At 72.7% G+C, this 23,768-nt stretch carries 23 protein-coding genes and 2 tRNA genes; 12 read left to right on the top strand and 13 right to left on the bottom strand.

Annotated elements, in window-relative coordinates; genetic code table 11:
* Positions 1–111 precede the first annotated feature (111 nt).
* The 4 genes from M3677_RS06785 to M3677_RS06770 all read left to right on the top strand — a co-directional run bounded on the left by M3677_RS06785 (position 112) and on the right by M3677_RS06770 (position 3,022).
* Entirely contained in the window at positions 112–1,050 is a 939-nt protein-coding gene (locus M3677_RS06785) for an ATP-binding cassette domain-containing protein (protein WP_251154962.1), read from the top strand.
* Positions 1,047–2,069, top strand: coding sequence for a D-isomer specific 2-hydroxyacid dehydrogenase family protein (locus M3677_RS06780; RefSeq protein ID WP_251154963.1), 1,023 nt, complete (start codon positions 1,047–1,049; stop codon positions 2,067–2,069). The genes M3677_RS06785 and M3677_RS06780 overlap by 4 nt, the downstream gene beginning before the upstream one ends.
* Positions 2,070–2,206: 137 nt before the next feature.
* Positions 2,207–2,279 (top strand) — tRNA-Asn (locus tag M3677_RS06775).
* Positions 2,280–2,503: 224 nt separating this feature from the next.
* Positions 2,504–3,022 carry a hypothetical protein gene (locus M3677_RS06770; RefSeq protein WP_251160099.1) on the top strand — a complete coding sequence of 173 codons (519 nt, stop codon included), beginning with the start codon at positions 2,504–2,506 and terminating at the stop codon, positions 3,020–3,022.
* A 62-nt stretch (positions 3,023–3,084) separates the two neighbouring features.
* Here the strand turns inward: M3677_RS06770 and def are convergent, their stop codons facing one another.
* The gene (gene def / locus M3677_RS06765) at positions 3,085–3,660 is read right to left on the bottom strand and encodes a peptide deformylase (RefSeq protein ID WP_251160098.1); all 576 of its coding nucleotides are present in this window, start codon (positions 3,658–3,660) and stop codon (positions 3,085–3,087) included.
* A gap of 39 nt (positions 3,661–3,699) precedes the next feature.
* On the opposite strand from def, the gene M3677_RS06760 reads away from it, so the two are divergent.
* The 6 genes from M3677_RS06760 to M3677_RS06735 all read left to right on the top strand — a co-directional run bounded on the left by M3677_RS06760 (position 3,700) and on the right by M3677_RS06735 (position 8,684).
* Positions 3,700–4,611 carry a DMT family transporter gene (locus tag M3677_RS06760; protein ID WP_251160097.1) on the top strand — a complete coding sequence of 304 codons (912 nt, stop codon included), beginning with the start codon at positions 3,700–3,702 and terminating at the stop codon, positions 4,609–4,611.
* Between the two features lie 148 nt (positions 4,612–4,759).
* On the top strand, positions 4,760–5,980 hold the full coding sequence (locus M3677_RS06755; RefSeq protein ID WP_200884139.1) for a glycosyltransferase: 1,221 nt from the start codon (positions 4,760–4,762) through the stop codon (positions 5,978–5,980).
* 13 nt (positions 5,981–5,993) lie between these two features.
* Positions 5,994–6,067, top strand: a tRNA-Ile gene (locus M3677_RS06750).
* 55 nt (positions 6,068–6,122) lie between these two features.
* A complete protein-coding gene (locus tag M3677_RS06745; RefSeq protein ID WP_308201972.1) occupies positions 6,123–7,196 on the top strand; it encodes an AI-2E family transporter in 1,074 nt (357 codons plus the stop codon).
* A complete protein-coding gene (locus M3677_RS06740) occupies positions 7,193–8,011 on the top strand; it encodes a DUF1684 domain-containing protein (RefSeq protein ID WP_251160096.1) in 819 nt (272 codons plus the stop codon). The genes M3677_RS06745 and M3677_RS06740 overlap by 4 nt, the downstream gene beginning before the upstream one ends.
* A gap of 193 nt (positions 8,012–8,204) precedes the next feature.
* Entirely contained in the window at positions 8,205–8,684 is a 480-nt protein-coding gene (locus M3677_RS06735) for a DUF3145 domain-containing protein (protein ID WP_081984811.1), read from the top strand.
* Positions 8,685–8,999: 315 nt separating this feature from the next.
* Here M3677_RS06735 and M3677_RS06730 read toward each other — a convergent pair whose 3' ends face one another.
* From M3677_RS06730 to aceE, 6 genes are all read right to left on the bottom strand, one after another.
* Positions 9,000–10,244, bottom strand: coding sequence for a beta-ketoacyl synthase (locus M3677_RS06730; RefSeq protein WP_066653928.1), 1,245 nt, complete (start codon positions 10,242–10,244; stop codon positions 9,000–9,002).
* 181 nt (positions 10,245–10,425) lie between these two features.
* Entirely contained in the window at positions 10,426–10,674 is a 249-nt protein-coding gene (locus tag M3677_RS06725) for an acyl carrier protein (RefSeq protein ID WP_058729431.1), read from the bottom strand.
* A gap of 91 nt (positions 10,675–10,765) precedes the next feature.
* The gene (locus M3677_RS06720; protein ID WP_200884140.1) at positions 10,766–11,821 is read right to left on the bottom strand and encodes a beta-ketoacyl-ACP synthase III; all 1,056 of its coding nucleotides are present in this window, start codon (positions 11,819–11,821) and stop codon (positions 10,766–10,768) included.
* Positions 11,818–12,810 carry an ACP S-malonyltransferase gene (locus tag M3677_RS06715; protein WP_251160095.1) on the bottom strand — a complete coding sequence of 331 codons (993 nt, stop codon included), beginning with the start codon at positions 12,808–12,810 and terminating at the stop codon, positions 11,818–11,820. The genes M3677_RS06720 and M3677_RS06715 overlap by 4 nt, the downstream gene beginning before the upstream one ends.
* Positions 12,811–12,899: 89 nt before the next feature.
* Positions 12,900–14,129 carry a CdaR family transcriptional regulator gene (locus tag M3677_RS06710; RefSeq protein ID WP_066653930.1) on the bottom strand — a complete coding sequence of 410 codons (1,230 nt, stop codon included), beginning with the start codon at positions 14,127–14,129 and terminating at the stop codon, positions 12,900–12,902.
* Between the two features lie 7 nt (positions 14,130–14,136).
* On the bottom strand, positions 14,137–16,881 hold the full coding sequence (gene aceE / locus M3677_RS06705; RefSeq protein WP_251160094.1) for a pyruvate dehydrogenase (acetyl-transferring), homodimeric type: 2,745 nt from the start codon (positions 16,879–16,881) through the stop codon (positions 14,137–14,139).
* A gap of 237 nt (positions 16,882–17,118) precedes the next feature.
* Between aceE and M3677_RS06700 the strand changes: the two genes are divergently transcribed.
* Both M3677_RS06700 and M3677_RS06695 read left to right on the top strand, forming a co-directional pair.
* On the top strand, positions 17,119–17,607 hold the full coding sequence (locus M3677_RS06700; RefSeq protein WP_066653934.1) for a peroxiredoxin: 489 nt from the start codon (positions 17,119–17,121) through the stop codon (positions 17,605–17,607).
* Between the two features lie 32 nt (positions 17,608–17,639).
* Positions 17,640–18,512, top strand: coding sequence for an alpha/beta fold hydrolase (locus tag M3677_RS06695; RefSeq protein WP_251160093.1), 873 nt, complete (start codon positions 17,640–17,642; stop codon positions 18,510–18,512).
* Positions 18,513–18,585: 73 nt separating this feature from the next.
* Here the strand turns inward: M3677_RS06695 and M3677_RS18360 are convergent, their stop codons facing one another.
* The 6 genes from M3677_RS18360 to M3677_RS06665 form a co-directional block, all read right to left on the bottom strand.
* Positions 18,586–20,166, bottom strand: coding sequence for an alpha/beta hydrolase (locus M3677_RS18360; RefSeq protein WP_251154968.1), 1,581 nt, complete (start codon positions 20,164–20,166; stop codon positions 18,586–18,588).
* Positions 20,163–21,104, bottom strand: a complete 942-nt coding sequence (locus M3677_RS06685; protein ID WP_251160092.1) for an amino acid--[acyl-carrier-protein] ligase — start codon at positions 21,102–21,104, stop codon at positions 20,163–20,165. Before M3677_RS06685 ends, M3677_RS18360 begins: the two co-directional genes overlap by 4 nt.
* Positions 21,101–22,315, bottom strand: coding sequence for an acyl-CoA dehydrogenase family protein (locus tag M3677_RS06680; RefSeq protein ID WP_251160091.1), 1,215 nt, complete (start codon positions 22,313–22,315; stop codon positions 21,101–21,103). The genes M3677_RS06685 and M3677_RS06680 overlap by 4 nt, the downstream gene beginning before the upstream one ends.
* Complete coding sequence (locus tag M3677_RS06675; protein ID WP_209682965.1) at positions 22,312–22,599, bottom strand: acyl carrier protein; 288 nt, start codon at positions 22,597–22,599, stop codon at positions 22,312–22,314. The genes M3677_RS06680 and M3677_RS06675 overlap by 4 nt, the downstream gene beginning before the upstream one ends.
* A gap of 93 nt (positions 22,600–22,692) precedes the next feature.
* Entirely contained in the window at positions 22,693–23,070 is a 378-nt protein-coding gene (locus tag M3677_RS06670; protein WP_081984813.1) for a holo-ACP synthase, read from the bottom strand.
* Positions 23,071–23,159: 89 nt separating this feature from the next.
* A complete protein-coding gene (locus M3677_RS06665; protein WP_251160090.1) occupies positions 23,160–23,681 on the bottom strand; it encodes a hypothetical protein in 522 nt (173 codons plus the stop codon).
* Between the last annotated feature and the right edge of the window lie 87 nt (positions 23,682–23,768).

Below are 23,768 nucleotides of genomic sequence, written 5' to 3'. Positions count from 1 at the left end.
CGTCGTCGACGCACGCCGCGCCTCCCGGCCGGTCACCTCCGGCGAACCACCGACGACGCGACACCGGTCCGTCGCGCAACCGCCGCCAGGGGGCGGCGCGGAAGGGGACCCATGATCGCGGTGAACGGCCCGGCGGTCGTCGCAGACGACGTCTCGATCGAGTACCGGGGCGTCCGCGGATCGGAGCCGATCCGCGCGGTCGACGGGGTCAGCCTGACCGTCCGCCAGGGCGAGATCCTCGCGCTCATCGGTGAGTCCGGTTCCGGCAAGAGCACCTTCGCCGCCGCGATCGCCGGGCAGCTCGGCGCGACCGGCGAGGGCGAGGGTGCGCACCGGCGACAGATCGTCGGCGGTGAGCTCACCGTGCTCGGTCAGCACGTGCGCGGGCTCCGCCCGTCCTCGCGGAAGGCGCAGCGGCTGACCGGCCGCATCGGGTACCTGCCGCAGGACGGCGCCGACCGGCTGAGCCCCGACCTGACCGTGGGCGAGGCGATCGCCGAACCGATCTACCTGCGCGACCGGCGGTTCGACCGCAAGGAGGCCGGGCTCATGGTCGCGCGACTGGTCGACGCCGTGCACCTGCCCCTCGGCATCATGCGCCTGAACACGTGGGAGCTGTCGAGCGGGCAGCGGCAGCGTGTCGCCCTCGCACGCGCGCTCATCCTCGAGCCGCAGCTCCTCGTCGCCGACGAACCCGCACGCGGCGTCGACGTCCTGGTCCGTCAGTCGGTGCTCGAGGCCCTGACGAACCTGCAGCGCGGTCGGCAGTTCTCGGCCGTCGTGGTGTCGAGCGACCTCCGCGAGGCCCGCGCGCTCGCGGACCGCGTCGGTGTGCTCGCCGAGAGCCGCCTGGTCGGGCTCGGCACCTTCGACGAGGTCCTCGACAACCCCGTCGACCCCTACGTGCAGACGCTCGCCGCGACCGCGTCACGCCCCGTGAAGCGTCGTCCGACCGCGACCACCGCCCCGCGGCGCTCGTCCGCCCCCCGTCGTCCGGTCGGTGCCGGGGCGGGCACCGCTCCCCGGACCGAGCGTCAGGAGAACGCATGAGCACCACGACCGCACACGACACGGCGAGCAGCCGCGGACACCGCGCGGTCGTCACCGACGCGGGCGCCCCGCTCCCCGTCGACGCACCCACGGCCGGACCGGTCGCGATCCTGCCGACCGCGGCCGACCTGCACGCGGACGCCGTGCGGGCCGCCGGCGGCACGGTCGGCGACCTCGGCGCGGACACGCGGGGGATCGTCTGGCTCGACGCCCGTGACCCCGACGGGCTCGCGGCGGCGTTGGACCAGGGGGCCTCGGTCGGCTGGGTCCAGCTGCCCTTCGCGGGCGTCGACGCCTTCGCCCACCTGATCCAGGAGCACGGGGACCGGGTGCTCTTCACGTCGGCCAAGGGCGCCTACGCGGAACCCGTCGCCGAGCACGCCCTCGCGCTGACGCTCGCGACGCTCCGGGTGCTGCAGAAGCGCGCCCGCGCGACGTCCTGGGCGACCGAGCCGGAGGGCGTGTCGCTCTACGGGCGGAACGTCGTGGTGATCGGCGCGGGCGGGATCGCCCTGGAGTACATCCGGCTCGTCGCCCCGTTCGAGGTCTCCGTGACGGTCGTGCGCCGCTCGGACGACCCGGTGCCGGGAGCCGACCGCACGGTCACGACCGACGCCCTGGACGAGGTGCTGCCCGACGCCGACGTGGTCGTGGTCGCGGCAGCCATGACCTCGGGGACGGCGAAGCTGCTCGACGCGCGTCGGTTCGGACTCATGAAGCCCTCGGCGCGTCTCGTGAACATCGCGCGCGGGGGACTGGTCGACACCGACGCGCTCGTCGCGGCGCTGCGCGAGGGCACGATCGCCGCCGCCGGCCTCGACGTGACGGACCCGGAGCCGTTGCCCGACGGCCACCCGCTCTGGGACGAGCCGGGTGTGGTCGTCACGCCGCACCAGGCCGACACCCCGGACATGGTCGCGCCGCTGCTGGCCGAGCGCGTCCGGGCGAACACCGCCGCGTTCCTGTCCGGCTCCGGTGACGGGTTCGTCGGCGTCGTGGATCCCGTCGCGGGCTACTGAGCACCGACGGCGCCGGGCCCGGCCGGGGAGCTCGACGACGCGGCACGCCCGGGATGCGCGGCCGATGCGCGGAGCGGGCTCGGGGTGCTGCTATGCTGTTACCCGTTGTTCGCACCACATTCGCCAGCGGACAGTGATCCTCGATAGCTCAATTGGCAGAGCAGCCGGCTGTTAACCGGCAGGTTGTTGGTTCGAGTCCAACTCGGGGAGCGACAGGCCCTCACCCTCCGGGGTGGGGGCCTCTTGCGTTCCCGGGGTTCGGCGCCCTTGCCGCTACCGCGAGACTCGGCTCCGCGGACGGTTTCTCGGGCACCGGACCACGAACGTGTCCGCACGGCCGAGTCTCGCGCGGAGCCGGCGCTGGGCGGCGGCCGGTGTTCGGCTTCCGGCTGGCTCGCAGGCGCTGCCCGGTCGCAAGCTGTTAGCGTTCACAGGTGATCACCGTGCGCCGGACCCTCGCCGCGGCGTTCGTCGTCCTCGGAGCGGTGGCGCTCACCGCGTGCACCGCCGGGCAACCGGAGCCGGAGGACTCGCTCGACTCCGCAGCACGGTCCGAGGTCTCCGCGACGGGCAGCGCGCCGATCGTCTTCGCGTTCGTGTGCAGCGGCGCCGCGGACGGCAGCAGCGACACGACGGGTGACGACGCCGACGGCACGGGGGAGACGTACACGACGTACGCCGCCGTGTGGGAGGCCGAGCGCACCGACTGCCGGGCCGAGCGCATCACCGGCACCGAGATGTCGGCGCAGCAGCGGGCCGCGGTCCGGGCCGCCGACGGTACCGCCACGCTCGAGGAGCTCGCGGCGACCTGCGCGGAGCGCGGAGCGTCGCCGTGGCGTGACGGCGTCTCGACGCCGGAACAGGCCGAGCTGGCGGCCGGACTCGTCGCGTACTGCCCCGGTCACCCCGACCGGGACCACCTGCAGGAGTCGCTGACGGCCTACCGGGGCTGAGCCGGGCCTCCCGGCCGACCGCCGGTGCCGCCCTGGGACGTGCGCCGGAGCCGACCGCGCGGTCAGCCCTCGGGGTGGTCGCGACCGGGGAGCCAGGACTTGCCCGGGCCGCCCCAGCTGCTCTTGCGGATCGCCTTCGCGACCTGCTTGCCGTACGGGTGCACGAGCCGGTCGGCGTAGAGGTAGCCGTCCAGGTGGTCGTACTCGTGCTGGAAGACGCGGGCGAGCCACCCGTGGGCCTCGACCTCGAAGGGCTGCCCGTGCTCGTCGACCGCACGGAGCAGGGCGCCCTCGGCCCGACGCAGCGGGAAGCGCTCACCCGGGATCGAGAGGCAGCCCTCGGACTCCTCGTCCTCGTCGAGCTCCTCGACCGTCTCCGGCACGGGCGGGGTGGTCCAGAGCACCGGGTTGATCGCGACCCCGCGGTGCAGGACCTCGTCGTCGTCGGTCCACGAGTACACGAACAGGCGCTTGCCGACCCCGACCTGCGGACCCGCGAGACCGACCCCGGGGGCGAGGTCCATCGTCTCGTACATGTCCTGCACCAGTGCGCGGAGGTCGTCGTCGAACGCGGTGACCTCGGCAGCGCGCTCGTGGAGGACGGGTTCGCCGGTGATGCGGATGGGGAGGACGGGCATTCACCCAGGTTATCCGGCGAGGACCGGTAGCCTCGTCGCGTGACGACGGACCTCCCGATCCCGGACGCGGTCAACCTGACCCCGTTCCAGGCCCTGATGATCCCCGTCGCGCTCGTCGGTGCGGTCTTCCTGTCGCTCGGAGCGCAGTTCCAGAGCCGCGGGGTGCAGCGCGTCGAGGCCCGGCTCGGTCGGCAGTCGAAGGGGCTGTCGGTGCGGCACGTCCTCGGGCTGCTCGGCAGCGGCTGGTGGGTGCTCGGCACGCTCATGCTCGGTCTGGCCGTCGTGCTCCAGCTCATCAGCATCACGAACGCCCCGCTCATCGTCGTGCAGCCGCTCGGCGCCGTCGCGCTCGTCATCACCACGTGGTTCTCGTCACGGTGCTCCGGGGTGCCGCTCGGACAGCAGGCGCGACGGGCGGTCTGGACCTGCATCATCGGTGTCGGGATCTTCGTCGGCATCGCCGCCGTCGTCGGCCGCGAGAGCGCGATCACCCACGAGCAGCTCGTGACGATCCTGGTGGTGCTGGCGATCGTCCTGGTGGCCGTGTTCCTGTCGTTCCGCTTCGCGGCGAAGCGGGCGAGCGCCATGTACTACATCGTCGTGGCCGGGGTGCTCTACGGCTTCGTCGCGACGCTGGCCAAGGTCGTGCTGAACCGGTTCCTGCACGGCACGTTCGACTGGCTGACCGCGATCGCCGTCGTCGGGGTGATCGTCGCCGCGGTGCTCGGCGGGTACTTCGTGCAGAACGCGTACTCGAGCGGGTCCGCCGACCTGGTGATCGCCGGCCTCACCGTCATCGACCCGATCGTCGCCGTGGGCATCGGCGTGATCGTGCTCGGCGAGGCTGCCGGGGCGCCGTGGATCGCGGTGGTCGGCTTCCTGGTCGCTGCGGTGATCGCCATCACGGGTGTGTTCCTGCTCGCGAAGCACCACCCCGAGACGCGGCGCTGACCGCGGTCGGCGTCGTCGGTCGCGTCCGCGGTCGCTGACGGCGTCGGTGGTCGCTGTCGGCCATCGGCGTCGTCCGCGCGGCTGACGCGGGCGCTCGGGCCCGTGCGGTACCGTCGAGGCCCGACCAGCAACCGCCCACGAGAGGACGATGCCAGCCGTGTCAGAGGACGCCACCACCGCCACCGCCGAGTCGACGGGTGCGACGGGCGGGTCCCGACCGCTGCGCGTCATGATCGCGGCCGACACCTTCCCGCCGGACGTCAACGGCGCCGCGACCTTCGCCGAGCAGCTCGCCGTCGGGCTCGCGGAGCGCGGCCACGAGGTCCACGTCGTGGCCCCGGCGTCGAGCGCCCACCACGGCACGTTCGACGAGGAGCACCGCGGCGTCGTCCTCACCGTCCACCGGCTGAAGTCGTACAAGTGGCCGTGGCACGCGTGGCTCCGCTTCGTGTGGCCGTGGAGCGTCCGCAAGTGGACGGGTCCGATCCTCGACGCCGTCCAGCCGGACGTGCTGCACATCCAGTCGCACATCGTCATCGGGCGCGGCATCGTGCAGGAGGCCCACGAGCGCGGCATCCGCATCGTCGGCACCAACCACTTCATGCCCGAGAACCTGCTCGAGTACGTCCCGTTCGGCCGTCGCACGCTGCCGATCGCGCTGAAGATCGCGTGGAACGACGCCGCCAAGACCTACCGGCTCGCCGACGCCATCACGACGCCGACGGTGCTGGCCGCGGACTACCTCCGCGAGGCCATCGCCGGGCAGCAGGTCCTCGCGATCTCGTGCGGCATCGACGCGTCGCGCTACAGCGCCCGCAGCGGTCGCCCCGCGGGGAACGACATCGTGTTCGTCGGCCGGGTCGCGCCGGAGAAGAACCTCGACGTGCTCGTCCGGGCGCTCCCACTGCTGCCGAGTGAGCTGCACGCGACGCTCACCATCGTCGGTGGCGGCGAGATGATCCCGAAGTTGAAGACGCTCGTGCAGGAACTCGGACTCGAGGACCGGGTGCGCTTCGCCGGCTTCGTGTCGGACGAGGCGAAGCGCCAGGCGCTGACGAACGGCACCGTCTTCGCGATGCCGTCCACCGCCGAGCTGCAGAGCATCTCGTCCCTCGAGGCTATGGCGTCCGGACTGCCGGTGGTCGCCGCGGACTCGATGGCACTGCCGCACCTCATCGACGGCAACGGGTACCTCTTCACGCCGGGCGACGTGCAGGACCTCGCTGCGAAGCTCGCACAGGTGCTGCAGGCGTCCGACGACGACTACGAGGCGATGCGGGAGCGCAGCCTGGCCATGATCGAGGCACACGACATCAACCGCACGCTCGCGACGTTCGAGTCGCTGTATCGTGGGGAGTCGGTGGCCTGACGGTCCCCGACGAGGGGCGGTAGCCAAGCTGGTCAAGGCACTCGGCTCATAACCGAACGATCGCGGGTTCAAGTCCCGCCCGCCCTACGTGCACCTGCCGCGACGACGTGAGACCCCCGACGACCACGCGCCGACCCCGAACGTGACGTTCGAGGCGACCCGCGTCGGCACCGGCGTGCGCGTGAACGCGTTCCGCATCGGCTTCATGGGAGCCCTGGGCGTGCTCATCGCCCTGCTGGCCGGCGTGATCGTCCAGCAGCTCAGCACGGTCCTGGTCTACATCGGCGTCGCGCTCTTCCTGTCGCTGGGCATCGACCCGCTGGTGTCCTTCCTCGAACGGTTCATCCCGCGCTGGTCGGCGATCACGATCGTCGTCGTGGGTGTCCTGTCCGCCTTCGCCGGCGTCGTGTTCGCGGTCGTCCCGATCCTCATCCAGCAGGCGACGAACCTCGTCCAGAACTTCCCGGAGATCGTCCAGGACATCTCGCAGCAGGAGTGGGTCCAGGACCTGTCACAGCAGTTCGCCGGCGCCGTCGACGTCAACCACGCGCTGGAGTCGCTGCAGTCCTTCGTGGAGGACCCGGGCAACCTCCTCAGCCTCGGTGGCGGGATCCTGGCGGTCGGCAGCGGCATCCTGTCCGGCCTGACCGGCGCGATCATCGTCATCATCCTGATGCTGTACTTCCTGGCGTCGATGCGGGGCCTGAAGTCGATGGCCTACCGCTTCGTGCCGGCGACACGTCGGCAGAACTTCGTCGACGTCAGCGAGCAGATCACCCAGGCCGTCGGCCGCTACGTCGTCGGACAGATCAGCCAGGCGCTGATCAACGGCATCCTCAGCCTCGTGTTCCTGCTCATCATCGGTGCACCGCTGCCCGTGCTGCTGGCGACCTTCGCGTTCCTGGGCTCGCTCATCCCGCTCGTCGGCACCCTCGCCGCGGCGGTCGTCATCTCCCTGCTCTGCCTGTTCGCCTCGCCGGCCACGGCGCTCGCGGCCGCGATCTACTACCTCGTCTACATGCAGGTCGAGGCGTACCTCATCTCCCCGCGCATCATGTCGCGCGCGGTGCAGGTGCCGGGCGCCCTGGTGGTCATCGCCGCGGTCGCCGGTGGCACGATCGGCGGGGTCCTCGGGGCGCTCGTCGCCGTGCCGGTCGCCGCGTCGGTGATCATCATCGTGCAGAAGGTCATCTACCCCCGCCAGGAGCAGTCGTGAGCACGGTCGACCCGGACCTGGCCGAGCACGTCGCGGCCCGCGATGCCTGGGCCCGCAGCGCGCGCGGCCCGCTCGCCCTGGTGAACGCGCAGCACGTCGACCGCCCGCAGCCCGTGTGGCCGGTCGCCGGGCAGTGGGCGCCGGTCCCCGGCGGTCTCACCGTCACCGCCGCGGCGGCGGACGGCGTCGTGGTCGACGGCGTCCCGGTGGACGGCACGGTGCTGGTCGCCGGTGACACCGCCGTCGTGCCGTCGACCGTCGCCTTCGCCGACGGGCTCGCCGGCACGGTGCACGGCTCCACGCTCCGCGTCTGGGACCCGGCCTCCGACGCGGTCTCCCGCTTCGCACGCATCGCGCGGTTCGCGCCGCGGCCGGGCGGGTGGGTCACGGCCGGCAGGTACGAACCCTGGTCCGGTCAGGAGGCACCCGGTCACCTCACCGACGCCGCCGGCGACCCCCTGCCCGCCGCCGGGACGATCGAGACCACGGTGGACGACGTTCCCGTGCGGCTCACCGCGGTGCGGTCCGCGCCGTTCCACGGCCGGCCGCGGTTGCAGCTCATCGTGCAGGACACCACCAGCGCCCTGCCCGAGGGCGACCCGGGCAGCTCGTACTCGATGGGACGCTTCCTGTACCTGCCCGAGCCCGACGGCGCGGCCGAGGTCGTGCTCGATTGGGACCGGCTCGTCCTGCCGCCCTGCGCGTTCTCGTACCAGTACGCCTGCCCGGTGCCCCCGGAGGAGAACCGCCTCCCGGTCGCACTCACCGCGGGAGAGCGGCACCCCGTCGACGAGCAGGGCGCCGTCCTGCACTGAGGCCCGCCCGGTCCGCCCGCGCGGTCTGCGCGCCGGGTGTGGCGTTCCCAGCGCGGACGCTGCATAATGGGCGTGTCCGCAGGGACATCACAATCTGATACCGATGGTTCCGCTACCGGGACTCCGCACCACAGGTCGATGGGGAAGTCGCACCTGACGAAGCGGAGGAATCGTGAACGGAACGACGACAGGGGTGCTGTACGTGCACTCCTCACCACGCGCGCTCTGCCCGCACGTCGAATGGGCGGCCGGTCGCGCGATGAGCCGCGCCGTGAACTTCTCGTGGCTCGACCAGCCCGCACTCGACGGCTCCCGCCGGACGGAGTTCACGTGGACGGGCCAGGTCGGCACCGGTGCGGCGATCGCCTCTGCCCTGCGCGGGTGGGAGCACCTGCGCTACGAGGTCACCGAGGAACCGACCGCGCAGTCCGACGGCGGGCGGTGGATGCACACGCCCGACCTCGGCGTCTTCTTCGCGCAGACCGACGTGTCCGGCAACATGGTCGTCCCCGAGGACCGTGTGCGCTACGCCATGGAGGTCGCCGGCAGCAACGCCCTCGAACTCCACCGCGAACTCCGTCTCGCCCTCGGGCAGGCCTGGGACGACGAGCTCGAGCCCTTCCGGCACGCCGCCGAGGGCAACCCCGTCGTCTGGCTGCACCGCGTCGGCTGACCCCGCCCGCGCCCTCCGCACCACTCGGACGCCGCCCGCTCCCTCCGGAGTCGGCGGCGTCCGTCGTCCCCGCGTGCGGCACGCCTGTCGTCGAGGAGCTGTGCCCTTGGCCTCGTTCAGGTCGCACGACGTGCCGCCTGCGGACGTCCCGGTCGCAGGACACGCCGTCGTCGCGGAACATGGGCGGCAGGTCGTGGGACCGGAACGGCCCGGGCACCGGCGGCCGAGGGGCGGGACCCAGCCCGTGACGGACGGAGGCCCGCCCTGCGGACGCAGGACGGGCCTCCAGGCCGACGACGGGTCGGCGACGACGGATCAGGCCGTGCGGAACGCCACCACGGCGTTGTGCCCGCCGAACCCGAACGAGTTGCTCACCGCGAGCAGGTCGCCTGCGGGCAGCTCGCGCGGCGCGGTCGCGACGTCCATCACGATCTCCGGGTCCTGCTCGGTCAGGTTGATCGTCGGCGGCGCGACGCGCTGGTGCAGCGCCATGACCGTGAACGCGGCCTCGATCGCACCGGCACCGCCGAGCAGGTGCCCCGTCGACGCCTTGGTGGCCGAGACGACCACGTTGTCGAGGTGGTCGCCGAAGACGCGGCGCATCGCGTGGTACTCGGCCACGTCGCCGACCGGGGTCGAGGTGGCGTGGGCGTTGACGTGGACGACGTCCTCGCGGGCGGCGTCGGCGTGCTCGAGCGCCGTGATGACCGCGCGGGCGGCGGCGCTGCCCTCGGGGTCCGGCGCGGTGATGTGGAAGGCGTCCGAGGTGATCCCGGCACCGGCGACCTCGGCGTAGATCGTCGCGCCGCGGGCCTCCGCGTGCTCCTTCGACTCGAGGATGAGCGCTGCGGCGCCGTCGCCGAGCACGAAGCCGTCGCGCGTGACGTCGTACGGACGCGAGGCCGTCTCGGGGGAGTCGTTCCGTCGCGAGAGTGCCTGCATCGCGGCGAACGCGGCGAGGGGCAGCGGGTGCAGTGCGGCCTCGGCGCCACCGGTGATGACGATGTCGGCGTCGCCGTCGGCGATGTGGCGGTAGGCCTCGGCCAGCGACTCGGTGGACGAGGCGCAGGCGGAGAGGTACGTGCGGGCACCGCCGCGCGCGCCGAACTCCATCTCGATGGCGGCGGCGGGGCCGTTCGCCATGAGCATCGGGACCGTCATCGGCATGACGCGACGCGGACCCTTCTCGCGCAGGGTGTCCCAGGCGTCGAGGAGCGTGTTGACGCCGCCGATGCCGGTCGCCCAGTCGACGACGAGGCGCTCGGGGACGACGGTCTCGGGGTCGATGCCGGCGTCGGCCCAGGCCTCACGAGCGGCGACGAGCGACAGCTGCGAGGAGGGGTCGAGGCGCTTGGTCTCCGGGCGCGTGAGCTGGTCCGTGAGGAAGCGGCGTGCCTGGCCGGCGAACTCGACGGGGATCTCGAGCGACGAGTAGCGCTCGTCCTCGATGCGGGTGATGCCGGACCCGCCGGCGAGCAGCGCGTCCCAGGTCTCCGGGGCGGTCGCGGCGAGGGGTGTGATCGCACCGATCCCGGTGACGACGACGGTCTTCTTGGTCATGGAACGACGTGTCTTTCGTGTGGACTGGTCGAGCGCCGGTGGACGCCCGTCCGTGTGGTCGAGCGCCGGTGGGCGCCCGTCCGGTGTGGTCGAGCGCCGGTGGGAGCTCCACCGCTGGTGGACGAGGTGAGCGCCGCGGCCCGCGGGATGTGCGCGGTCCGCGGCGCTCAGGAAGCTCGCGTCAGGCCTGGGCCTTCGTGATGTAGTCGACGGCGTCGCCCACGGTCTTGAGGTTCTTGACCTCTTCGTCCGGGATCTTCACGTCGAACTTCTCCTCGGCGTTCACGACGATGGTCATCATCGAGATCGAGTCGATGTCGAGGTCGTCGGTGAACGACTTGTCGGCGGCGACGGTGTCGGTCGCGATGCCGGTCTCGTCGTTGATCAGCTCGGCCAGGCCGGCGAGGACTTCTTCGTTGGACAGGGCCATGGGTGTTCTCCTTGAGGGGGGTGTCGTTTGACCGTGGACCAGCCTAGGGCACGAGTGGTACGGGTGCCCGGAGCCGAGCCGGGATGGGGGACTAGGGGAGGACGACGACCTGCGCGCCGAACACGAGACCGGCACCGAAGCCGATCTGCAGCGCGAGACCGCCGGAGAGCTCGGGGTGCTCCTCGAGCAGGCGGTGCGTGGCGAGCGGGATGCTCGCGGCGGAGGTGTTGCCGGTGGTGGTGATGTCGCGGGCGATCGTCACCGTCTCGGGCAGGCCGAGCTGCTTGGCGAACTCGTCGATGATGCGGATGTTCGCCTGGTGCGGCACGAACGCGGCGAGGTCCTCCGGACGGACGCCAGCGGTCTCGAGCGCCTGCCGCGCGACCTTGACCATCTCCCAGACGGCCCAGCGGAACACCGTCTGACCGGCCTGGCGCATCGTGGGACGCGGGGCTCCGGCGGCCCACTCGTTGTACGTCGCCGTCATGCCGATGGCGTCCCACTTCGAGCCGTCCGAGCCCCAGATCGTCGGGGCGATGCCGGGGAAGTCGCTCGGGCCGACGATCGCGGCACCCGCACCGTCACCGAGCAGGAACGAGATCGAGCGGTCGGTCGGGTCGACGACGTCGCTGAGCTTCTCGGCCCCGACGACCAGCACGTGGTCGGCGAGCCCGGACTTGATGAACGAGTCGGCCTGGGCGATGCCGTACGCGTAGCCGGCGCAGGCCGCGCTGACGTCGTAGGCCGCCGCGGGCGTCGCGCCGATGCGCTCCGCGAGCAACGACGCCATCGACGGCGTCGCCACGGTGTGGGTGACGGTGCTGACGAGCACGACGCCGACCTGCTCGGGCGTGATGCCGGCCTTCTCGATGGCCTCGCGCGCCGCGGCCTCGGCGAGGTCGACCGCCTCGACGTCGGCGCCGGCACGCTTGCGCGTCACGATGCCGGTGCGCTGGCGGATCCACTCGTCGGAGGAGTCGATCGGACCGACGAGGTCCTCGTTCGGCACGACGTGCTCACCGCGGGCGGCACCGAACGCCATGATGCGGGTGTACTCGTGGCCGCGACGCTGCTGCAGCACCGGACGGGAGGCGCGGGGCGCGTCGGTCCCGTCGGCTGCGGGGGACGGCGTGGTGGCGTCGGTCATGCGGTTGCGTCTGCTTCCTCGCCTGCGGGCTGCTCGCCCACCGGCTGATCGTCCGGGACGGCTGCTGCGCGCGCGTCCTGCTCGAGGAGCTCGACGGCGGCGGGCAGGTCGTCGGGGGTCTTGACGGCGACGGTGGGCGTGCCGCGCAGGCCACGCTTGGCCAGCCCGACGAGCGCGCCCGCCGGCGCGAGTTCGATGATGCCGGTGACACCGGCGGCGGAGAAGGACGCCATGACGGCGTCCCAGTGCACGGGGCTCGCGATCTGGCGGACCATCAGGTCGACGAACCGTCGGCCGTCGTCCACGCGCGATCCGTCGGCGTTCGTCCAGATCGGCAGCGTCGGGTCCTGCACCGACGCCCCGGCCGCGACCGGTGCGACCCGGTCGACCGCGGGGGCCATGTACCGCGTGTGGAAGGCGCCGGCGACGGCGAGCGGCACGACCCGGGCGCGAGCCGGCGGATCGGCGGCCAGTGCTGCGACGGCGTCGGCGGGACCGGCGACGACGGTCTGGCCGCCGCCGTTGTGGTTGGCCGGCACGAGCCCGTGCTGCTCGAGGGCTGCGGCGACCGCGTCGGCGTCGCCGCCGAGCACGGCGGCCATCGACGTCGGCTCCAGCGCTGCGGCGTCCGCCATCGCCCGGCCGCGCTCGGCGACCAGCGCGACGGCGTCGGTCGGCTCGAGGATCCCGGCGACACCGGCGGCGGTGAACTCGCCGACCGAGTGTCCGGCGACGCCACCGACCAGGGCACGACGGCCGTCGGCGAGCAGGGCGTCGGCGGTGACGAGCCCGGCAGCCACGATGAGCGGCTGCGCGAGGGCGGTGTCCTTGATGGTGTCCGCGTCGGAGTTCGTGCCGTGCTCGACGAGGTCGACGCCGATCGCCTCGGACCACGCTCCGACGCGGTCACGGACGGCGGAGTCCTCGAGCCAGGGGGCGAGGAAGCCGGGGGTCTGGGAGCCCTGTCCGGGCGCGACGACGACGATCACCGGTCAATCCTCGTCGCCGCGCCGCCGTCGGCCCGTGTGGACATCCGACAGCGATCCGGCGGGGACGTTGTGCGATCCCTACCGTCGGGTCAGCGACGCGGCGGCAGGCGCCGTCGACCGGCGTTCGACTCGGACATCGCGCCGAGGATGAGCGCCGACTGCACGATCAGGGCGTCACGCGCGTGGGTGGCGTCCCACCCGATGACGTCGGCGACGCGGCGGAGCCGGTAGCGCACGGTGTTCGGGTGCACGAACAGCTCGCGCGCCGTCGCCTCGAGCGACCGGCCGGTGTCGAGGTAGCACCAGAGCGTCTGCAGGAGCTCGGTCGACTGGTCCTTGAGGGGGACGTAGATGCGCTGCACCAGTGCCGACCGAGCGAGCGGGTCACCCGCCAGGGCCCGCTCCGGCAGCAGGTCGTCGGCGAGTGCCGGACGGGGAGCACCGCGCCACGCCCGTGCGACGGCGAACCCGGCGAGGGCGCCCTTCGCGCTGGTCGAGGCGTCGACGACCCCGGGGACCTCGTTGCCGAGCACCAGGTGCCCCTCGCCGAACGACGGTTCGAGGGCCTGGGCGATGGCGGTGAAGGACACCGGCTCCTCGCCCTCGGGGACGTCGTCACGCGGGGTGGCCCGCCCGATGACGACCACGAGCCGAGAGCCCTGCACGCCGATGAGCACGTCGGCGTCCATGTGGCGCGCGGTGCGGCGGATCTGGTCGACCTCGAGCTGCTTCGGAGCGTTCCCGACGAGCACCGCGACCTCGCCGTGGCCGTGCCAGCCGAGCGCGGCGATGCGGGAGGGCAGCTCGTCGTCGTACTCGCCCGACAGGATCGAGTCGACGACCAGTGCCTCGAGCCGGGCGTCCCACAGGCCGCGGGCCTCGGCGGCGCGGGCGTAGACGTCGGCCGCTGCGAAGGCGATGTCCCGCGAGTACTTCAGGATCGCTTCCTGGAGCATCTCGTCGTCCTTCGCGCGCTCCTCGACCACGGTCACCACGACGCGGATGAGCTGCAGCGTCTGCTGCAGGCTCACCGAACGCAGGAGCTCACGCGGGGCGGACCCGAAGACGTCGGCGGCGGCGATCCACGGGGTCGACGCGGTGCCCTCGAGCCAGGAGATGAACGAGGTGATCCCCGCCTGGGCGACGAGGCCCACGGCGGACCGGCGCCCCGGGGGCATCTCGCTGTACCAGGGCAGGGTGTCCTCGAGCCGCTTGATCGTGGCGGTCGAGAGTTCGCCCGACACCTGCCGGAGCCAGGAGAGCGCGCGTTCGCGGTCCCTCTCCTGGCCCACGGCAGCGTCGGTGCGGGGTGTGCTCACCGGCGGATCAGGCCTCTCCGCCCGCGCTGCCGGTCGTGCCGGCGTTGACGTCGTGCAGGCGGTACTTGTCGATCGCCTGCTGGACGACGGCGTGGTCGACCTTGCCCTGCTTCGCGAGCTGCTGCAGCGTCCGCACCACGACGGACGGACCGTCGATGTGGAAGAAGCGGCGTGCCGCCGGACGGGTGTCCGAGAAGCCGAAGCCGTCGGCACCGAGCGTCGCGTAGTCGGTCGGGACGAACGGACGGATCTGCTCCTGCACGGCGTGCATGAAGTCGCTCACCGCCACGACCGGCCCCTCGGTGCCGAGCAGGCGCTCGGTCACGTACGGGGTGCGCGGCTGCTCGTTCGGGTTGAGGAACGCCTGCTGCTCGGCGTCGAGACCGTCACGGGTGAGTTCGCCCCAGCTCGTGACGCTCCAGACGTCGGCGGACACGCCCCAGTCCTCGGCGAGGAGCTGCTGCGCCTCGAGGATCCACGGCACCGCGACGCCGGACGCGAGCAGCTGGGCCTTCGGGCCGTCGTGCTCGCTCGGCTTGAGCAGGTACATGCCCTTGACGATGCCCTCGACGTCGACGCCCTCGGGCTCGGCGGGCTGCACGAGCGGCTCGTTGTAGACCGTCAGGTAGTACATGACGTTCGGGTCGTCGTGGGACGGCGAGCCGTCCTCGTTCGTCCCGTACATGCGCTCGAGGCCGGACCGGACGATGTGCCCGATCTCGTAGCCGTAGGCCGGGTCGTAGGACACGACCGCCGGGTTCGTCGCCGCGAGGAGCGGCGAGTGACCGTCGGCGTGCTGCAGGCCCTCGCCGGTCAGCGTGGTGCGCCCTGCGGTGGCACCGATCATGAAGCCGCGGACCATCTGGTCACCGGCGGCCCAGATCGCGTCGCCGGTGCGCTGGAACCCGAACTGCGAGTAGAAGACGTAGACCGGGATGAGCGGTTCGCCCTGCGTCGAGTACGAGGACCCGACGGCGGTGAAGGCCGCGAGGGCGCCCGCCTCGTTGATGCCGACGTGGATGATCTGGCCCTGCGGGCTCTCCTTGTAGGCCAGGAGCAGCTCGCGGTCGACCGACGTGTAGTGCTGGCCGTTCGGGTTGTAGATCTTCGCGGTCGGGAAGTAGGCGTCCATGCCGAACGTGCGCGCCTCGTCCGGGATGATCGGCACCACGCGGTTGCCGAAGTCCGGGGAGCGGAGCAGGTCCTTCAGCAGGCGGGCGAACGCCATCGTCGTGGCGACCTCCTGCTTGCCGGAGCCCTTCTTCACGACCTGGTACTTCGACTCCTCCGGCAGCGTGAACTGCGTGTACTTCGTCCGACGCTCCGGCACGTACCCGCCGAGCTCGCGGCGACGCTCGTGCATGTACTGGATCGCCTCGTCGTCGTGACCGGGGTGGTAGTACGGCGGGGTGTAGGGGTCCTCGTCGAGCTGTGCGTCGGAGATCGGGATGCGCATCTCGTCGCGGAACTGCTTGAGGTTGTCGAGCGTGAGCTTCTTCATCTGGTGGGTCGCGTTGCGCCCCTCGAAGCTCGGGCCGAGGCCGTAGCCCTTGACCGTCTTCGCCAGGATGACCGTCGGCTGGCCCTTGTGCTCGGTCGCGGCCTTGAACGCGGCGTAGACCTTGCGGTAGTCGTGCCCGCCGCGCTTGAGGTTCCAGATCTGGTCGTCCGTGTAGCCCTCGACGAGCTCGAGCGCCTTCGGGTCGCGCCCGAAGAAGTTCTCGCGGACGTAGGCGCCGTTCTCGGCCTTGTAGGTCTGGTAGTCGCCGTCCGGCGTCGCGTTCATCAGGTTGAGGAGCGCGCCCTCGGTGTCGCGGGCGAGCAGGTCGTCCCACTCGCGGCCCCAGACGACCTTGATGACGTTCCAGCCCGCGCCGCGGAAGAACGCCTCGAGCTCCTGGATGATCTTGCCGTTGCCGCGGACGGGTCCGTCGAGGCGCTGGAGGTTGCAGTTGATGACGAAGTTCAGGTTGTCGAGCCCGTCGTTCGCCGCGACCTGCAGCTGCCCGCGCGACTCGACCTCGTCCATCTCGCCATCGCCGAGGAACGCCCAGACCTGCTGGTCGGAGGCGTCCTTGATGCCGCGGTTGGACAGGTACTTGGCCTGCTGGGCCTGGTAGATCGCGTTGATCGGGCCGATGCCCATCGACACGGTCGGGAACTGCCAGAAGTGCGGCATGAGGCGCGGGTGCGGGTAGGACGACAGTCCACCGCCCGCGTGCGACTTCTCCTGGCGGAAGCCGTCGAGCTGGTCCTCGCTGAGGCGGCCCTCCATGTAGGCGCGGGCGTACATGCCGGGGGAGGCGTGGCCCTGGAAGAAGACCTGGTCACCGCCGGACGGGTGGTCCTGCGCGCGGAAGAAGTGGTTGTAGCCGACCTCGTACATCGCGGCGCTCGACGCGTACGTCGAGATGTGCCCACCGACCGCGACGCCGGGGCGCTGGGCGCGGTGCACGGTGATCGCGGCGTTCCACCGGATCCACCGGCGGTAGCGGCGCTCGAGTTCCTCGTCACCGGGGAACTCCGGCTCGTCCTCGGGCGCGATCGTGTTGACGTAGTCGGTCGTCGGGACCATCGGCACGCCGAGGTGCAGCTCGTTCGAGCGCTTCAGCAGGCTCTGCATGATCTCGCGGGCCCGCTGGTGGCCGTGCGTCGCGACGAGTCCGTCGAGCGACTCACGCCACTCTGCGGTCTCCTCCGGGTCCTGGTCGGTCCCTGCGGTGCTGCGCGGGTCCTGGTCGTTCACCGTCACCCTTGACCTCGTTCGTTCTCGTGGTGGTGGACATGGGGGCCACCGATGGTCGGGTCACGACCGGTCGGAGCCCACACCACCTTAGGCCCCACGACCGACGCCTTCGCTGATGGTGTCGTGCAGGTGGTACTTGCGTCCTGGTGCGGTCGGCGTACGATTGCCGATCGTGCACGGACGACCCGCACGTGCGCACGCGACACGGGCACACCCCACGCCCGAGGAAGAAGCAGCGCACCGATGGCCCTGGAGATCGGCTCCCTCGCGCCGGACTTCGAGCTCCCGAACCAGTTCGGCGAGCACGTCCGCCTCAGCGACTTCCGTGGCGTCCGCCCGGTCGCCCTCGTCTTCTTCCCGCTGGCGTTCTCGTCCGGCTGCACGAACGAGCTCTGCACCCTGCAGGACAACATCGCGATGTTCGAGGACCAGCGGGTCGAGCTGATCGGCATCTCCGTCGACTCGAAGGCCACGCTCCGCTCGTTCGCCGAGACGCACGGCTACGACTTCGAGCTGCTCGCCGACTTCTGGCCGCACGGCGCGGTGTCGAAGGAGTACGGCGTGTTCCTCGACAAGAAGGGCTTCGCGACCCGCGCGACGTTCGTCATCGACGTGCACGGTCGCATCAAGGCGTCGATCATCACCGAGCCCGGGCTGCAGCGCGACGTCGCCGAGTACCGCGAGGCGCTCGACCGTCTCGCCGCGTGCACCGCGCCGGTCCCGGTCGCCTGACCGTCCCCGCGAGCCCCTACGCACCCTGGCCGGTGACCGACGCGGCCGCCGCGTGGTCGCTCCGACGCACCACGGTGCCCACCGGCAGCGGGCCCGTGGTGGTGCACCACCGTCCCGGTGCCGACCCGGTGCTGCTGCTCCACGGCGTGGCGGGGTCGTGGACGACCTGGACGCCGTTGCTGGCCGCCGCCGGTGGTGTCGGCGCGCGGGGTCTCGTGCTCGTCGACCTGCCCGGGTGGGGGTCCTCGCCGGCGCCCGCGGGGCCGTTCACCGTGGACGACGGCGTCCGCGTGCTGCTGGAGGTCCTCGACGCCCTCGCCGTGGGGTCGGTCGACGTCGTCGGGCACTCGATGGGCGCGTTCGTCGCGCTCCACCTCGCCGTGGTCGCTCCCGAGCGCGTCGGGTCGCTCGGGCTCGTGTCGGGCACGACGATCGCGACCGTGCGGGCCTCCGGCCGACCCTGGCGTGCGCTCGCGTCCCTCCCCGCGTTCACGCTGCTGCGGGCCGGGCTCCTCGTGACGGGTCGTCGGGCGAGGGCGATCCTCCGTGGCACCGCCCGCGTCGGACTCCTGCCGCTCGTCGCCGCACCCGTGTTCGCGCACGTCCGTCGACTGGACCCGAGTGTCCTCGACGCCTTCGTCGACGAGTTCCGGCCCGAGCGCTTCACGGCTGCCGCCCGGGACGCCGCCGGCTACGACGTCGACCGCTGGCGCTCGGTCGGCTGCCCGGTGACTGCGGTGCTCGGCCGCGGGGACGTCTTCGCCCGGGTGTCCGACCTCGACGACCTGCGCGGCCTGGTGCCGGGAGCCCGGACGGCCGTGCTCGACGACTGCGGGCACTTCGCACACGTCGAGCACCCCGGTGCCGTGGCGGCGTTCCTCGGACTCACCTCCGCACCGGCCTGACGGGTCGGGCCGTTCCGCAGCGGTCGTCCGACGGCGCCGCGCCCCCAGCGCGGCCGTGCGAGCGCGGCCCTGCTCAGCCCGCCACTGCCCCGGCGGGGAACGTCTCCGCGATGCGGGACCGCACCTCGGTCACCACCGCGCGTCGCATCGCCGGCGAGAACAGCGCGTGGTCGCCGTCCGGGACCTCCACGACCGAGACCTTCGCACCCCAGCGGCGGACGGCGCGACGGCCGCCGTACCGCTCGAAGCGTTCGATGTCCTCCGGCGCCGCGACCACGACGACGTCAGTGCCGTGCTCGACGATCGGGCCGAGGTGGCCGACGACGCCGCCGAGCGCCCCGCGGCGGGCGATCGCGTCGCGGACCCGCGCCGGGACGAGGCGGTTGTAGGGAGCGCGGAGCGCGCGACGGAGCCGGGACGCGTCGGCCACCGCCTGCGCGGACCCGGCGTACGAGCCCGGAGCCGCGGGCGTGCGGCGGTAGTCGTTCGGACTGATCTCCACCACGAGCCGCGGGTGCTCGTCGACCGCGCGGCCGGCGAGCCACGCACCGGCGCACATGCCGACGATGGCGAGCCGCTCGGAGGGGACCCGCAACGCCGCGACCACCTCGTGCTGGTCGTCGACCCACTCCTGCGCGAACAGGAAGGCGTCCTCGTCGGCGCGCACGTCCGAGCTCTCCCCGGTACCCCGCCGGTCGACGCGCACGACGCGGGCGCCGTCACGGGCCAGCGTCCGCGCGAGGGCGACCTGGTAGTCGACGGCGCCGGTCCGGTGCTCGGCGCCGCCGTTGTGGAGCAGCACCACCGGGGCGTCCTCGTCCTGGGCGGAGGACACGGTCTCGACGGCGAAGAGCCCGTCCGGGCCGATGCGGAGCACCCGCTCGGACACGCGGTCGTCGACGTCCAGCACCTCGTCGAGCGCGGGCGGGGTCGTCGGAGCAGCGGTGGCGGGTGCCCAGGCGTCCAGCCGACCGACCACGGCGTCGACGGCGTCCGCCGGGATCCGGGCGTCGATGCTCGTGCCGTCGAGGAGCTCGGCGGTGCCGTCCACCTCGAGGACCTCGACCGGGCCGAGTCCGCGCGGCGGGACGGCACCAGGGCGGACGACGGCGACCGTCGTCGCGGAGCGTGGCGCGTACGCCAGGGCGCCGACGACGGCGGTCTCGGCGGGTCCGAGGTCGATGCCCACGAGCGACTCGACCCCGTCCACGATCCGGTCGGGGCCGATCGTGATCGTCGCGAGCGCCCGCTGCCGTCGCAGCCAGGCCCGTCCGGACGCCGGGGCGTCCCAGACGACCAGGGCGTCGTCGTCACCGACGGCGGCGGCCGCGACCAGGGCTGCCGAGGCGAGACCCACGAACGCGATGCGCTCGACCCCCGACCGGCGCAGCACCGCCGCGGCGGCGCGAGCGGACCGGACCTGCGCGTCGGGGTCGCCGTCGTCCGCGGAGTCCCCACGTCCGGACGGGTCGTAGCGCACCGAGGCCACGCCACGGGCCTCCAGGCCGTCCGCCAGCAGCCGCAGCGTGCGGTAGGCGATGACGCCCTCCTGCCCGAGCGGCGGGCAGAGGACCACGCCGGCGCGTGCGGTCGGCGGGAGCTGCACGGCGAGGCGCAGCGCAGGCGACCCCGACCAGCCGTGGTGGGTGGTCACAGCGCCAGGGCCGCGCGGACGTCGGTCGTCCAGCGGTCCGGGTCGGTGCCGTGCGCGGCGAACAGGGCGGTCGTGATGCGCTCGAGGCCGAACGCGGTGCAGGCGCTGTGGGCCACCTCGCCGTCGGCGGTGCGGAGACCGAACGACGTGCCGAAGTGGTCCTCGTGCAGGTTCGCCGACGAGATCGCCGTCGCCTCGTGCTCGGGCCCGTACACGGGGGTGACGAACTCGTACTTCAGCGACTGCTCGACCTGGTTCCGGGCGAGCATCTGGCCGACCCGACCGAAGAACGGGTCGTTCGCCGGGACGACGTCGATCGCCAGGCCGAAGGACTCGAGCAGGGCGCGCATGCCCGGGATGCGGCCGTCGCGGTGCGCCTTCGCCGACTCGGGGGTGCCGACGTGCACGAACTCGTGCATGTGGAAGGCCTGCAGTCGCATCGGGTCGAGCGAGGGCTCGCGGCGGAACGAGTCGCCGACGATGTCGAACGTCCGACCACCGGCCGGCACCGTGTCGCCGATCAGCCCGTACAGCGGGTGGCAGACGGCCGGGGTCAGCATGAGGTCGGCGGGCTCGAGGAACGACTCCCAGCGCTCGCCGCGACCCCGGGCGGCCAGCAGTGCGCGGTGCGTCCGGTCGTCGCCGGTGAAGCCGGAGATCGACGCGGCGAGGTCCGGGAACGACGCGATGTAGTCCGTCCGCTCGAACGCGGCGAGCGGCTCGACCGGCGGGAAGCGCAGGACCTCGGCGTCGAGGTCGGCCTGGCTCCGCACGACGGCGGCGTCGACCGCGCCGTACACGCGCTCGAAGACGCCGGTGCGGCCGTAGAGCCCGGGGGAGCCGAGGTCGACGAGGACCCGGTCGGTGAGCAGACGTCCGCGCAGGTCGGCGCGCGCGGCGTCGAGGTCGGACGTGGTGGTGTGGTCGGTGATGGTCACAGGAGTGCTCCGCTCATGAGTGCCAGTGCGGCGTCGTTCTGCAGGAGCCGGTCGTTGCTCACCATGACGGCGGCTCCGTGGACGTCCCGGAGGTGTCGGGCGATGCTCAGCGGCCCGGTCGCGGCGAACCCGGCGATGCCGACGATGCGCATCGCGGTCGTCACGATGTCGACGACCCGCTCCGATGCGGCGATCTTCAGGGCGTTGGCGGCGAGTGCGTACGCGGGGGAGCCGAGCACCGTCGCGTCGTCGGCGGACCGGTCGAAGCGCTCCGCGGCGTGGCGGACCGCGTCCGCGAGGGTCTGCAGCTCCACCAGGAGCTCGGCGAGCCGGAGGGCTCCCGGCGGGGTCGACCCGACCGCGGCCCGCGCCTGCTTCCGCACGGCCTGCCGGGCGCGTTCGGCGGCGCCGGCGGCGATGCCGGTCCAGACCGACGCCCACAGCACGTGCGAGACCGGCAGGACCGTCTGCGCCGAGATCGTCGCGTAGTCGTCGCGGAGCACCCGGTCCTCGTGGGTGTCGGCGTCGAGCACCCAGCCGTTGCTGCAGGTGCCGCGGAGACCGAGGGTGTCCCAGGTCGAGGTCTGCGTGAGGGTCGTGTCCTCGGGCAGGCAGACGACGAGACGCTGGTCCGAGGGCGCGGCGTCGGGGTCGCGACGGGCGGTGACGAACACCGCGTCGGCCTCGGTCGCGTAGGAGATGACGGGCGCCTCCTTGTGCAGGTGGATGCGACCAGCGGTGGAGACCTCGATGGCGCAGGTGCTCCGGCGCGCGTCGCCACCGATGCCCTTCTCGGTCGTCGAGGACGCCACGAGCGCTCCGGCCAGGACGGCCTCGGTCATCGCGGTGACACCGAGGCCGACGCCGCCGTGCCGCCAGAGCGCCATCGCCTGTCCGTGGTGCATCGCGAAGACCATCCCGGTCGCGGCGCACGCCCGCCCGAGGGCCGTGGCGATCGTCGAGAGCTCGGCGAGGGTGGCTCCCTCGCCGCCGAGTGCGGTCGGGACGGCGGCCGCCAGGAGGCCGTGCTCCTTCATCGTCGCGATCGCCTCGCGGGGCGGACGGGCGTCGCGGTCGACCTCGTCGGCGTGCCGGGCGGCGACCTCGGCGACGAGTGCGGCGCGGAGGGCGAAGCGTTCGACGGGCGTGGTCGCTCCGGTCGTGTCCGGGCCGACTGGGACCGACGGGTCGTCCAGGACGGGGGTGCTCACGCTGCTGCCTCCGCGGCGGCCGCGATCGACTCGATCGTGGCGAAGGTCGAGCGGTGCAGCACGGCGTCGGGGAACTCCACGTCGAGCTCGTTCTCCACCGCGAGCATCACGTTCACGGTGGCGTGCGAGGTCAGGCCGAGCGCGTACAGGTCGGCGATCGAGGCGATGTCGGACGCGTCGACGGTGAGGTGTCCGTGGTCGGCGAGGGCCCGTCGGACGGCCTGCTCGGCGCCGGGCGCGGCGAGGGCGACGGGGGCGGGTGCGGAGGTCGGGTCCTGGTGCATGCGAGCAACGATAGGGAGCATGCGGGCCCGGAAAACCGCCGTGCACGTGCGTGATCCCGCACGTGCGCCGCAAGGAACGCGGGACCGGGTCGGTCAGCGTCGGGACAGCGCCACGGCGGTCGCCAGCGCCAGCCCCCGTTCGTGTGACAACGACACCGCGACCGGTCCGCAGCCGACCGCCGCGGCGAGCTCGGCGGCGCGGCCGGAGAGCTCGACGACCGGGGCGCCGGCGGCGTCCAGCACCACCGCGACGTCCGTCGGGGGGACCGCGTCGCCCGGCGCGGGTCGCAGCAGCTTCAGCACGGCCTCCTTGCCGGCGAAGCGGGCGGCCAGACGCTCGGGGTCGTCACCGCAGTCGGCGCGCTCGCGGTCGGTGAACACCCGCGACAGGTAGCGCTCGCCGTGTGCGGCGATGCCCGCGACGACGTCCTCGACCGCCGCGAGGTCGGTACCGGTCCGGATCGTCGTCACGGGTGCAGCGTACGGCTCGCAGCCACGCGGTGGCACCACGTCGTCGCCGCGTGGCCGCGAGCCGCCCCCGACCCCGGTGCCGACCCCCGTCAGCGGTACTGCGGCGGCCAGTCGAACGGCGCCGGCAGGTGCGGCACCTCGCCGATCGTGGTGACGACGAGCACGACCTCGCGACGGTTCGTCAACGCGATCGACCGCGGGTTGCCGAGGTACCGGTGTCCGTCGACCCAGGTCGTCAGCTCCCCGTGCAGCCCGCCGACGTGCCCCGCGCCGAGCGAGACGTCCCACTCGTCGAAGAACTGCCCGAGTGTGAACGTCTGCCGGGTCGGCGACTCGACGTGCAGGATGCCGGAGGTGTCGTGGGTGTGGAGCTCGGCGGCGAACCGCTCCCGCGACGAGTGCCCGACGTCGCCCGGGACCGTCACCGGTGTCGAGCCGTCCAGGATCGTCAGGTGCGTGTGCACGTGCTCGGCGAGCGGTTCGCCCCAGACGTTCCGCAGGCCCGCCGCCTCGGCGCGCGTCTGCAGGTCGATCGGTGCCGGCCAGGGAGGCGCGGTGCGGGTCGTCCCCGCCGCCGGCGCCGTGCAGAGGGCGAGCAGGAGGACGGCCACCGCCGCGACGAGCGTGACGACGACGCCCCGGGGCGCCGTCCGCGCACCGCCCGTCCGCGGGGCCCGGCCGGTTCGCGTGCCGGGCCG

The sequence above is a fragment of the Curtobacterium sp. P97 genome, assembly GCF_023712445.1.
Classification (GTDB): Bacteria; Actinomycetota; Actinomycetes; order Actinomycetales; family Microbacteriaceae; genus Curtobacterium.
The sequence above is the reverse complement of the archived record's forward strand: the minus strand, read 5'-3'. Positions and strand labels throughout refer to the sequence as shown.